The sequence below is a fragment of the Pseudomonas sp. 21 genome, from assembly GCF_000955805.1.
GTDB lineage: Bacteria > Pseudomonadota > Gammaproteobacteria > Pseudomonadales > Pseudomonadaceae > Pseudomonas.
The window spans coordinates 87003-98604 of sequence record NZ_JYOA01000004.1; the positions used below are offsets into that span (position 1 = coordinate 87003).

At 63.9% G+C, this 11602-nt stretch carries 13 protein-coding genes and 1 tRNA gene; 3 read left to right on the forward strand and 11 right to left on the reverse strand.

Translation table 11 applies throughout. The features are described 5' to 3' along the window. Window positions 1-20: 20 nt before the first annotated feature. The 3 genes from UB43_RS09980 to dapA are packed head-to-tail and all read right to left on the reverse strand — an operon-like array spanning window position 21 to window position 2800. The gene (locus UB43_RS09980; RefSeq protein WP_045210341.1) at window positions 21-779 is read right to left on the reverse strand and encodes an MBL fold metallo-hydrolase; all 759 of its coding nucleotides are present in this window, start codon (window positions 777-779) and stop codon (window positions 21-23) included. Beyond that, window positions 718-1908 carry an outer membrane protein assembly factor BamC gene (gene bamC, locus UB43_RS09985; protein WP_045210342.1) on the reverse strand — a complete coding sequence of 397 codons (1191 nt, stop codon included), beginning with the start codon at window positions 1906-1908 and terminating at the stop codon, window positions 718-720. The genes UB43_RS09980 and bamC overlap by 62 nt, the downstream gene beginning before the upstream one ends. Window positions 1909-1921: 13 nt before the next feature. Then, on the reverse strand, window positions 1922-2800 hold the full coding sequence (dapA, locus tag UB43_RS09990; RefSeq protein WP_045210343.1) for a 4-hydroxy-tetrahydrodipicolinate synthase: 879 nt from the start codon (window positions 2798-2800) through the stop codon (window positions 1922-1924). Window positions 2801-2971: 171 nt separating this feature from the next. Between dapA and UB43_RS09995 the strand changes: the two genes are divergently transcribed. After that, complete coding sequence (locus UB43_RS09995) at window positions 2972-3529, forward strand: glycine cleavage system protein R (protein ID WP_024763378.1); 558 nt, start codon at window positions 2972-2974, stop codon at window positions 3527-3529. A 25-nt stretch (window positions 3530-3554) separates the two neighbouring features. Further along, a complete protein-coding gene (locus tag UB43_RS10000) occupies window positions 3555-4025 on the forward strand; it encodes a peroxiredoxin (protein ID WP_045210344.1) in 471 nt (156 codons plus the stop codon). 51 nt (window positions 4026-4076) lie between these two features. On the opposite strand, the gene UB43_RS10005 is transcribed toward UB43_RS10000, so the two are convergent. Next, a complete protein-coding gene (locus UB43_RS10005) occupies window positions 4077-5156 on the reverse strand; it encodes an AI-2E family transporter (RefSeq protein ID WP_045210345.1) in 1080 nt (359 codons plus the stop codon). A 56-nt stretch (window positions 5157-5212) separates the two neighbouring features. Next, complete coding sequence (locus tag UB43_RS10010) at window positions 5213-5464, reverse strand: sulfurtransferase TusA family protein (RefSeq protein ID WP_037016457.1); 252 nt, start codon at window positions 5462-5464, stop codon at window positions 5213-5215. Window positions 5465-5690: 226 nt separating this feature from the next. Between UB43_RS10010 and UB43_RS10015 the strand changes: the two genes are divergently transcribed. Continuing rightward, window positions 5691-7127 (forward strand): M48 family metalloprotease, encoded by a 1437-nt coding sequence (locus tag UB43_RS10015; RefSeq protein WP_045210346.1) that lies wholly within the window; start codon window positions 5691-5693, stop codon window positions 7125-7127. 154 nt (window positions 7128-7281) lie between these two features. On the opposite strand, the gene nadA is transcribed toward UB43_RS10015, so the two are convergent. From nadA to pal, 6 genes are all read right to left on the reverse strand, one after another. Next, complete coding sequence (gene nadA, locus UB43_RS10020) at window positions 7282-8340, reverse strand: quinolinate synthase NadA (RefSeq protein ID WP_045210347.1); 1059 nt, start codon at window positions 8338-8340, stop codon at window positions 7282-7284. A gap of 158 nt (window positions 8341-8498) precedes the next feature. Next, a tRNA-Lys gene (locus UB43_RS10025) sits at window positions 8499-8574 on the reverse strand. A gap of 59 nt (window positions 8575-8633) precedes the next feature. Further along, entirely contained in the window at window positions 8634-9326 is a 693-nt protein-coding gene (gene queC, locus UB43_RS10030; protein ID WP_045210348.1) for a 7-cyano-7-deazaguanine synthase QueC, read from the reverse strand. A 20-nt stretch (window positions 9327-9346) separates the two neighbouring features. Further along, window positions 9347-9994 carry a 7-carboxy-7-deazaguanine synthase QueE gene (queE, locus tag UB43_RS10035; protein ID WP_045210349.1) on the reverse strand — a complete coding sequence of 216 codons (648 nt, stop codon included), beginning with the start codon at window positions 9992-9994 and terminating at the stop codon, window positions 9347-9349. Window positions 9995-10192: 198 nt separating this feature from the next. Then, a complete protein-coding gene (gene ybgF / locus UB43_RS10040) occupies window positions 10193-11041 on the reverse strand; it encodes a tol-pal system protein YbgF (RefSeq protein ID WP_045210350.1) in 849 nt (282 codons plus the stop codon). A 6-nt stretch (window positions 11042-11047) separates the two neighbouring features. Further along, a complete protein-coding gene (gene pal / locus UB43_RS10045; protein WP_017522099.1) occupies window positions 11048-11554 on the reverse strand; it encodes a peptidoglycan-associated lipoprotein Pal in 507 nt (168 codons plus the stop codon). Window positions 11555-11602: the final 48 nt, after the last annotated feature.

Here is an 11602-nt window from a genome sequence, read left to right on the forward strand (position 1 = left end):
CGCTTGCTTAGGGGGTGGGCTCAGGCGATGGTGCGCCAGTCGAGTCCAGAATGCTGATCGGCTACCTGCAGCCAGTCCGGGTCGCACCCGAGGGTGTCGACGAAGCTTTGCCGGGCCAGCTGCGGCGAGTTGTTCTTTTCGCTGAGATGCGCCAGCACCAGGTGCTGCAAGCTTTCCCAGCCCAGCTGAGCCACGAGTTCGGCGGCCTGCCGGTTGTTCAAATGTCCCCACTGGCCGCCTACACGAACCTTGAGTGGGTAGGGATACGGACCGCGGGCCAGCATGTCGGTATCGTGATTCGCCTCGATGATCAACGCATCGAGGCCACGATAGCATTCCAGCACCTGCGCCGTGGCAGCACCCAGATCGGTGAGCTGCCCAAAGCGCTTCCGGCCATCGGAAAACACGTACTGCAGGGGCTCCCACGCATCGTGGGAGACGCTCACTGCAGTGACTTCCAGGTCTTTCAGTACCAGGCGGTCGCCGCACTTGAGCAGCCCCGCCGGCGTCACCGGCTTGCGCATTCCCTGCAGGGTGCCGGCGCTGAGGTACACGGGTATTCGATGGTGCCGGGCCAGCAGTTCGACGCCGTTGATGTGATCGGAGTGCTCGTGCGTGACCAGTACCGCGTCCAACTGCCCGGGCTCTACACCCAGGCGCGCCAGACGGCGGATGGTTTCACGCAGCGGGAAGCCGCAATCGATCAGTATCCGGGTGTCAGAACTGCTCACCAAGGCCGAATTGCCCCGGCTTCCGCTCCCCAGGACCGCGAAGTGCATTCCGCATACTCTCCTGGAGTTTTTCCAACACACCCTGCGCCACGTCAGCCGGTGCGGAGGTGTTGATGTCTTTGTCGACGGTGATCTGGACGGTGTTGCTCACGCTGGTCAGGCGAACCTGGTAGCGCTGGGCCTTGGCGTCTTCCTCTTCCTTGGTCTTCTCGCCACCGCCGAACAGGCGGCTGAAGAAGCCAGGCTTGTCTTCGTCCTTCTTCTTCGCGCCTTCGGCGATGTTGACGTAGTACACGCCCAGGCTGCGGTTGAGGTCGTCGACACGGATGTCGGCGCGATCCAGTGCACGGCCGACGCTGACCCAGGCACGGTCGAAGTCGGAGTCGACGGTCAGTACCGGGTTGCCGCTGCCGTCCTTGTTCAACTGGACGGCGCCGGGGGTGTCGTAGTCCGAATGCGCGGCGAGCAGGGAGACGGAGCCGCCCTTCTCGGCGCTGGTGGCCATGCTGGCGATCATCTCGTCGAGCAGCGCGGCGTCCAGGCTCGGTACGGCCGGCTTGGTCGGCCAGTCACCGCTGGCGGTGCTGCCGGCCGGGCGGGTTTCGCTCAGCACGTAGACTTCACTGGTGTTGGTCTGCACACCTGGCTCGATGCGCACGCGAACGCGCGCTTCGCTGTCAGGCTCGACGCCCGACACACGACTGCTCAGGCGACGCGCCAGGGGCGCGGAGAGCTGCGACAGCGGCTGCCAGTTGGTGCTGAATTCGCCAGTCTGCGGACGTTCGTTGGCAATGGAGAAGCCGTTGTCCTGGAAGAACTGGTGGGCGACCGGCCAGACTTCGGCCGGCGGGCGCTGGGCAACCAGCCAGCGCGAGTCGCCGCTCTTCTGCAGGCTGAAGTCGCTGACTTCGCCGGCGCCGGACAGCGGCTGCGGACGCGGCACTTCGAACTCGCCTTCCTTCTCGGTGCTGGTGGCGACGTTCATCGGGATGGGCAGCAGCGGGTCGAGCTGTTTGCTCTGCATGCCCTCGGGCACCTTCATCGGTGCGGTTTCACGGGCGTTGAGGTAGTCGTCGCCACGGTCACGGAAGTAGCCTTCCGGGCCCCACAGCCAGCCGCAGCCGGAGGTGTTGCCGATAACCAGGGCGAGCGCAGTCAGTCCTGCCAGTCGCTTCATGCGAGGGAGCTCCTTAGGCCAGGACGCCGGTCTGGCGCATGGCCTGACGCAGCGGTTCGTGGCAGCGCGGGCTGAGCCAGGTCAGAGGCAGGCGGATGCCCTCTGGAATCAGCCCCATTTCGTGCAGGGCAAACTTGACCGGGATGGGGTTGGATTCGATGAACAGGGACTTGTGCAGCGGCATCAGGCGATCGTTGATGGCACGGGCAGCGGCGGCATCGCCACGCATGGCGGCGGCGCAGAGGTCACTCATGGCGCGCGGGGCGACGTTGGCGGTCACCGAGATGTTGCCCTTGCCCCCCATCAGCATCAGCTCGACAGCGGTGGCGTCGTCACCGGAGTAGACGAGGAAATCCTTGCCGACGCGGTCCAGTACTTCCTTGCCGCGCTGCAGGTCGCCGGTGGCTTCCTTGATGCCGACGATGTTCGGCACCTTGGACAGGCGCTCGACGGTCTCGGGCAGCATGTCGCAGGCGGTACGGCCCGGCACGTTGTAGAGGATCTGCGGGATGGCCACGGCTTCGGCGATGTGGCGGAAGTGCTGGTAAAGGCCTTCCTGGGTCGGCTTGTTGTAGTACGGGGTCACCAGCAGGCAGGCGTCGGCGCCACCGGACTTGGCAGCCTCGGTCAGCTCGACCGCCTCGCGGGTGGAGTTGGCGCCGGTGCCGGCGATGACCGGGATACGGCCGTTGACCTGGTCGACGACGCGACGGATGACGTCCAGGTGTTCGTTCACGTCCAGAGTGGCCGACTCACCCGTGGTGCCGACCGCTACGATGGCATTGGTGCCTTCCTGCAGGTGGAAGTCCACCAGCTTGGCGAGGCTGTCCCAATCCAGTCGACCCTGAGCATCGAAGGGGGTGACCAGCGCCACCATACTGCCCGCAATCATGCAACCGCTCCTGCCGGAAAAAGAAAGCCGTAATGGTACTGTCGCCACCGGCCACGCACAAGGTGACGCAGCGACCCGCGAGCGGCCAGACATTCCCCTCATCGGCGCTTTTCGCTACCCTTTCTCCTTTGTCGATGCGGCCCGCTTGGCCGCCACTCCCAGGAAAGCTGCATGTCCGCCTCTCACCCTCGTGAACAATTCCTTCTGATCAGTGCTCTGGGCCCGAACCCGATGGAGTTGACCAGCGTGCTGTGTCGCACCTGCGTCGACAACCGCTGCTCGGTGGTCAGCAGCCGCCTGACCCGCCATGGCGAGTTCAGCGCGCTGATCCTGCAGATCTCCGGCAGCTGGGATGCCCTGGCCCGCCTGGAGGGCGGCCTGCCTCCCCTGGCCAAGCGCCACGGCTTCACCCTCAGCGTCACCCGCAGCAATGTCCACGTAACCCGCGCCCAGGCCTTGCCCTACGTGGCTTATGTCAGCGCCGTCTATCGCCCGGACATCCTCAACGAGCTGTGCCAGTTCTTCATCGATCACAATATCGAACTGGAGAACCTCACCTGCGACACCTACCAGGCGCCGCACACCAACACCAGCATGCTCAACGCCACGCTCACCGTGACGCTGCCGGCCGGCACCCAGATCAGCTGGCTGCGCGATCAGTTCCTCGACTTCGCCGATGCGCTGAACCTGGATGCGCTGATCGAACCCTGGCGTCCGCAGCATCCGTAAGGATGCTCCCAAGGAGAACATTCCAATGGCAGTCGAACTGAACAAGCCCGTCGCCGATTTCCAGGCCCCGGCCACCAGCGGCGTCGAATTCCGCCTGTCCGAGCTCAAGGGCAAACAGGTCGTCCTGTACTTCTACCCCAAGGACAGCACCCCGGGCTGCACCACCGAGGGCCAGGGCTTCCGCGACAAGATCGAGGACTTCGCCAAGGCCAACACCCTGGTATTCGGTGTCTCCCGAGACGGCATCAAGTCCCACGAGAACTTCAAGGCCAAGCAGTGCTTCCCCTTCGAGCTGATCAGTGACAAGGACGAAGCCGTCTGCCAGCTGTTCGACGTGATCAAGCTGAAGAAGCTCTACGGCAAGGAATACATGGGGGTCGACCGCAGCACCTTCCTGATCGACGCCAAGGGCGTGCTGCGCCAGGAATGGCGCGGCGTGAAAGTGCCCGGGCATGTGGATGCCGTGCTCGCTGCCGCCCAGGCGCTGAACCAGTAAGCCGCGGAGCCAGCTCCATGAAAAAGGCCGCTGATCAGCGGCCTTTTTCCTTTACATCATCGGACTGACTTGCGGCTCCAACGGCGGCTGCCGCGGCCAGGCATCCAGCACGGCCTTCACCAGGGTCGCCAGCGGGATGGCGAAGAACACGCCCCAGAAACCCCACAACCCGCCGAACAGCAGCACCGCACAGATAATCGCTACCGGGTGCAGGTTCACCGCTTCGGAGAACAGCAGCGGCACCAGCACGTTGCCATCCAGCGCCTGGATGATCGCGTGCGCAGCCATCAGGTAGATGAACTGGTCGCTCCAGCCCCACTGGAACAGCGCGATCATCGCCACCGGCACGGTGACCACCACCGCGCCGATGTACGGCACCACCACCGAAAGACCGACCAGCAGCGCGAGCAGCGCCGCGTAGTTGAGCCCCAGCACGGCGAAGGCGATGTAGGTCGCCACGCCGGTGATGAAGATCTCGATGACCTTGCCGCGGATGTAGTTGGCAATCTGCTGGTTCATCTCGTTCCACACCTGCTTCATCAGCCCGCGCTCGCGGGGCAGGTAGCGGCGGAACCAGTGGTAGAAGCGCCGGCGATCCTTGAGGAAGAAGAACACCAGGATCGGCACCAGCACCAGGTAGATCATGATGTTGACCACCACCGGCAGCCCAGACAGGGAGAAGGTCAGCGCCCACTGGCCAAGCTGCCCCAGCTCGTTGCGCGCCGCCTCGACGGTACGCAGCACCTGTTCCTCGGTCACCATGTCCGGGTAGCGCTCGGGCAGCATCAGCAACGTCGCCTGCCACTCGCCGAGCATGCCGGGCAGCTCGTTGAACAGGGTGAACAGCTGCTTCCACAGCAGCGGCACCAGCACCAGCAGGAACACCGCCAGCAGGCCAAGGAACAGCGAATACACCAGCCACACCGCGAACAGGTGCGGCACGCGCAGGCGCTCCAGCACACCGACCATGCCCTGGATCAGGAAGGCGATGACCATCGCTGCCAGCACCGGAGCGAGCATCCCGCCAAAGGCCAGGATGACGGTGAACCCGAGCCCGAGAATGACCGCCAGCACTATCGCCTCCTCGTCGGAGAAATAGCGCTGCATCCAGTCCTGCAAAACCTTGAGCATGTAAGGGCCTACGAAACGACAAAGGGTAACGTCCCGGTTACCCGGAAACTTCAGGGCTACTTCTTGCGAAGCCAGTAGCGATAGACGCCGCCTTCGACCTCTTCATGCAGCAGTGAGTGCCCGGCAAGATCGGCGAAAACGCGGAAGTCGCGCTGGGAGCCAGCATCGGTGGCGATCACCTTGAGCACCGCCCCGCTGGGCAGCTTGTTCAGCTCGAGCTTGGCCTTGAGCAGCGGCAACGGACAATTGAGACCGCTGGCGTCCAGCTCCGCGTCACAGGCGGGAACGGACGGCGTGGAATCGGACATCGAAACGAACTCCGGTCAGGGCGCCCAAGAATACCGAAAGCGTTGGAAAAGTAACCAGGCCCGGCCGAGACACAGACCATTAATCAAGCCGTCAGCCTCGCGGGTTAAAACGGCAGCGGAGCGGAAATACCCGTTTCGAATTGCGCCGTACTTCCGCCCTGCAAACTAGGCATAGGCGTTTGCGTGCAGCTAAAGTAGAGCCTTTCTCGGAACGAGCCTCGTGTACATGAAAGTACTCCGCCCTGCCCTGCTGTCGCTCGCTATCGCCTTTGCCATGCCAGCCCTGGCGGACGACCTTCCTTCCCTGGGGGACGCCAGCTCGTCCATCGTTTCCCCGGAGCAGGAATTCCAGCTCGGCCGCGCCTGGCTGAGCATGCTGCGCAACCAGGTCGACACGCTCAACGATCCGCAACTCAAGGACTATGTCGAGTCCAGCGTCTACCGCCTGGCCGAGTCCAGCGAACTGCAGGACCACCGCCTGGCCTTCATCCTGATCCGCGACAAGCAGATCAACGCCTTCGCCGCCCCTGGCGGCGTGGTCGGCGTCAACGGCGGCCTGTTCATCTACGCCCAGACCGAAGGCGAATACATCGCGGTACTGGCGCACGAACTCGGCCACCTGAGCCAACGCCACTTCGCCCGCGGCATCGAGGCGCAGCAGCGCATGCAGATCCCGGTGATGGCCGCCATGCTGGCCGGCATCGTCGCCGCTGCCGCGGGCGCCGGTGACGCCGGCATTGCCGCCATTGCCGGCACCCAGGCCGCGGCGATCCAGAACCAGCTGCGCTTCTCCCGGCAGAACGAGCAGGAGGCCGACCGCGTCGGCGTCGCCACCATGGTCCGCGCCGGCTATGACCCGCGCTCCATGCCCAACATGTTCGAGCGCCTGGCCCGCCAGTATCGCTACGAGGGCAAGCCGCCGGAATTCCTGCTGACCCACCCGGTCACCGAGTCGCGTATCGCCGACACCCGCAACCGCGCCGAGCAGTATCCCAAGGGCGGCAAGGAAGACTCGCTGCGCTACGAGCTGATGCGCGCCCGCGTCCAGCAGATGTTCGAAGACACCCCCGGCATGGCCAGCAAGCAGTTCCGCGCGCAACTCGACGATGACCCGAAGAACGACGCCGCGCGCTACGGACTCGCGCTGTCGCAGACCAAGATCGGCCAGCTCAACGACGCCCGCAGCAACCTCCAGCAACTGCTGGCCAAGGCACCCAACGACATCAGCTACAACCTGGCCATGTCCGATCTCGACATCACCGCCAACAAGCTGCCCGACGCCCAGGCGCGGGTGCAGAAGATGCTCGGCCAGTACCCGGACAGCTACCCGCTGATCCAGGCCAATGCCGACCTGATGATGAAGACCAACCGCGCCGCCGACGCCGAGAAGACGCTGTTCAAGCTCTCCCAGCGCCGCCCGCTGGACCCGGACGTGTGGAACCGCCTCGCCGACGCCTGCACCCTGAGTGGCAACGCCATTGGCGTGTACCAGGCCCGCGCTGAGTACTACGCGCTGACCGGCGACTACAAGCAGGCGATCGAGCAACTGGACTTCGCCAAGCGTCGCGCCGGCGGCAACTTCACCCTGGCGGCGCGCCTGGATGCACGCCAGCAGGAGTTCCGCGATCAGGAACGCATCCTCAAGGAAATGATGGGGCGCTGAGCAATCACGCAGGCCCTGCCTGTAGGAGCGAGCTTGCTCGCGAACCCATTACGGCAGTCAGTGGTATCAAGCGGTTCGCGAGCAAGCTCGCTCCTACAAAAGCCCCAAAGAAAAAGCCCGGCATCTGCCGGGCTTTTTCATGGCGCCGCGCGCGTCAGGCGTTGCCCGCCAGTTTCAGCTTCGCCGCCTGGGTGAAGTCGAGCATGCGCTTGAGCGGCTTGATCGCCTTGGGAATCAGCGCCGGGTCGACGAGGATTTCCCCCGAGCCTTCCTTCAGGCACGCCAGGGTACGCTCCAGGGTGTTCATGGCCATCCACGGGCAGTGCGCGCAGCTGCGGCAAGCCGCGCCGTTACCGGCGGTGGGCGCCTCGATGAACTCCTTGTCCGGGCACAGCTGCTGCATCTTGTAGAAGATGCCGCGGTCGGTGGCGACGATGAAGCGCTTGTTCGGCATCGTCTGCGCGGCCTTGATCAACTGGCTGGTGGAGCCCACCGCATCGGCCAACTCAACCACCGCTTCCGGTGATTCCGGGTGCACCAGGATCGCGGCGTCCGGATAGACGGCCTTGAGGTCTTCCAGCTGCTTGGCCTTGAACTCCTCGTGAACGATGCAGGCACCGTCCCAGAGCAGCATGTCCGCACCGGTTTCGCGCTGGATGTAGCGGCCCAGGTGCTGGTCCGGCGCCCAGAGGATCGGCTCGCCGTTGTCCATCAGGTGCTCGACGATCTCCACGGCGCAGCTGGAGGTCACCACCCAGTCCGCACGCGCTTTCACGGCCGCCGAGGTGTTCGCGTAAACGACCACGGTGCGCTCCGGATGCTGGTCGCAGAACGCCGAGAACTCCTCCACCGGGCACCCCAGGTCCAGCGAGCAGGTCGCCTCCAGCGTGGGCATCAGCACACGCTTTTCCGGGTTGAGAATCTTCGCGGTCTCGCCCATGAAGCGAACACCGGCCACCACCACGGTCTGCGCCGAGTGCTGGTTGCCGAAGCGGGCCATTTCCAGCGAATCGGAAACGCAGCCGCCGGTCTCTTCAGCCAGCGCCTGGATCACCGGATCGCAGTAATAGTGCGCGACGAGCACAGCGTTCTGCGCCTTCAACTCGGCAGCGATGGCCGCACGGTAGTCGGCCTCTTCCTGTGCGCTCAACACCCGCGGCTGTTTCGCCGCCAGATGGGCCTGAACCAGAAGGCGTTCGGAAATCTGGGACATCGTGTGTAAACCTCAACAGGCACGGTCTGATTATGCCGGCGATTTTATCACCACCATCCCTCGTCGCGGCGGGCCGAGGACTGCCGCGCGGCGGACTTTTTCCGGCACATGGCAAAAGCCCCGTGACCTTTCGATCACGGGGCTTTCACAGGATTTGATGGTGGGTCGTGTAGGATTCGAACCTACGACCAATTGGTTAAAAGCCAACTGCTCTACCGACTGAGCTAACGACCCGACGTGGTGCGTATAATACTGATTTCTAACGTAAAAACAACACCCCGAGAAAACTTTTTTCAGAAATATCGCGTGGGGTCGGAAATTCCGGCGGCGGAAAAGCCTTCGGAGCGCAGTCGGCAGCTGTCACATTTGCGGCAAGCACGCCCCTCATCGTCGGCCTGATAGCAGGAAACGGTGAGGCCATAATCGACGCCGCGAGCGACGCCTGCCTCGATGATCTGCGCCTTGGAAAGGAACTGTAGCGGCGCCTGGATACGGAAGCCGTCGCCCTCCACTCCTGCCTTGGTCGCCAGGTTCGCCATGCGCTCGAACGCCTCGACGAACTCCGGGCGGCAGTCCGGGTAGCCGGAGTAATCCACGGCATTCACGCCGATGAAGATGTCCCGTGCGCCCAGCACTTCCGCCCAGCCCAGGGCCAGCGAAAGGAACACGGTATTGCGCGCCGGCACATAGGTCACCGGAATGCCTTCACTGGGGGCTTGGGGAACATCGATGCTGCTGTCGGTCAGCGCGGAACCACCGATGCCATTCAGATCGAGGCCGATCACCTTGTGCTCGACCACGCCCAGCTGGCGGGCGACGCGCTCAGCGGCCTGCAACTCGGCGCGGTGACGCTGGCCGTAGTCGAAGCTCATGGTGTAGCAGTCGTAACCCTCGGCCTTGGCCATGGCGACCACGGTCGCGGAATCCAGGCCACCGGAGAGCAGGATCACGGCCTTCTTGTCGTTCGTAGCGTTCTTGTCGGACATCAACAGGGTCTCCTCCGCGCTCAGTGGCCCGGCTCATCGTTCCAGAGAATCTTGTGCAATTGCAGCTGCAGGCGGACCGGCAGGTTGTCGCTGACAATCCAGTCGGCCAGCGCGCGCGCGTCCACCTGGCGGTGGCTGGGCGAGAACAGCACCTCGCCGGCGCGCTCCTCCAGGCGATACTCGATCAGCTTGGAGACCGCCCAGTCGTAGTCCTCGCGGGAGCAGATGACGAACTTGACCTGATCGTTGGAGGTCAGCTCGCCAACATTCTCGTAGCGATTGCGCGCCACTTCCCCGGAGCCGGGGGTCTTCAGGTCAAGAATGCGGCTGACGCGGCGGTCGGTGACGGAAATGTCCAGCGCGCCACTGGTTTCCAGCGAGACGTCGTAGCCGGCATCGCACAGGCGCTCGAGCAGCGGAATGCAGTTTGGCTGCGCCAGCGGCTCGCCGCCGGTCACGCAGACGTAGCGCGGGCGATACCGGGCGACCTGATCGAGGATAGCGTCGAGGCTCTGGATTTCGCCGCCACTGAAGGCATAGGCGGTATCGCAGTAATTGCAGCGCAGGGGACAGCCGGTCAGGCGTACGAACACGGTCGGCAAGCCGGCGGTGCGCGTTTCCCCCTGCAGCGAGTAGAAAATCTCGGTAATGCGCAGGGTCTGTTGCATATCAGCCACGGGCGTGACGGCTATACAGGCCATCCGCCTCCGTTGCGTTGGAGTCGTGAGCGCACTGGAGAGGCGCTCGGCAATCCCGGTACACAGCAGACATCAGCGCGGCTGAAACCACTGGCTTTTTCCGGGGGCGGGAATTCTAACGAAAAAACCCGCGACGGGCGCGGGTTTTCAGACTGCGAGATAGGAAGCTTACTTGAGGTTCTTCAGATCACGCTGGGACAGCTGGGCAGCGGAAGTGCCCGGATACTGCGCGACCACCTGCTGCAGGATGCCGCGAGCCTTGTCGTTGTTGCCCAGGCGGCGCTCGACGTCGGCGAGCTTGTACAGCGAGTCCGGCACCTTGGCGCTGCTCGGGTAGGCCTGGCTGACGCGGGCGAAGGCCTGGCCGGCTCCCTGCAAGTCACCTTTCGCGAGGTTCACTTCACCGAGCCAGTACTGCGCGTTACCCGCGTACTGGCTGTTCGGGTACTTGCGCAGGAAAGCGCCAAAGGCCTGGCTGGCCTTGTCAAAGTCCTTGGCCTTGATCAGGTCGAAGGCGGCGTCGTAGTACAGCTTCTCTTTTGCCGGGTCACCCGGCTCGCTGCTGGCAGCGGGCTGCTGTTGCTGGGCGGCGGCAACGCCTGCTCCGGCGGCAGCTCCGGCACTGGCGCCGGCAGCGGCAGCGGGGGAATTGGATTGAACAGCAGCACCGGCCGCTCCTGCACCTGCACCGCTGGAAAGGCGGCTGTCGATGTCCTGGAAGCGTTCCTGGTTTTCCTGCTTCATTTGCTGGATCTGGTTCTGCTGCTCTTCGAGCATGCCGCGCAGACGGGACATTTCGTCCTGCATCTGCTGCAGCTGCATGAACAGCTGAGCCTGACCGGAGACGGGAGTTGTCATCCCGCCTCCGGCGTAGGCGCCATCAGCGCCTGCGGTGCCATAACCCGAGGGCGGTGTGCTGGCATAGCCACCATTACCGTCCTGTACCGGAACCGCGGCTGCCGCCATGAGGGGCAGTCCGCATGCGATCAAGGTCAGAAAACGCAGGCGCATCGGCATCAGGTCTTACTTCTTCAGCTCAACGCGACGGTTCTGGGCCCAGGACTGCTCGTCGTGGCCAGTGGCAACCGGACGCTCTTTGCCGTAGGAAACCAGTTCCAGCTGAGCCGGGGAAACGCCCTGCAGTACCAGGTAGCGCTGAACGGCCTTGGCGCGACGCTCGCCCAGAGCCATGTTGTACTCGCGGGTGCCGCGCTCGTCAGTGTGACCTTCCAGGACTACGCGCTGGCCGGAACCTTTCAGGTCCTTGGCGTGTACGTCCAGGGCACGCATGGCTTCCGGCTTCAGGTCGGAGCTGTCGTACTCGAAGTAGAAGGTGGTGATAGCGCGCAGAGCGGCTTCGTCGCTCAGGGAGCCGTCAACGGCACCGCTGTTGGCGCCGTAGCCAGCGTTCGGATCAACGCCGCCATTGGCGCCTTCACCAGTAGCATCGCCTTTCTTGGACGAGCAGCCTACGGCAACGGCCATGGCGAGGGCGATAACGGCAAATTTGCCGAATTTCAGCATTTCCATCATGTAACTCCTAATGAACCCCAGTGTATAAATTTGAAACAGTTGGCA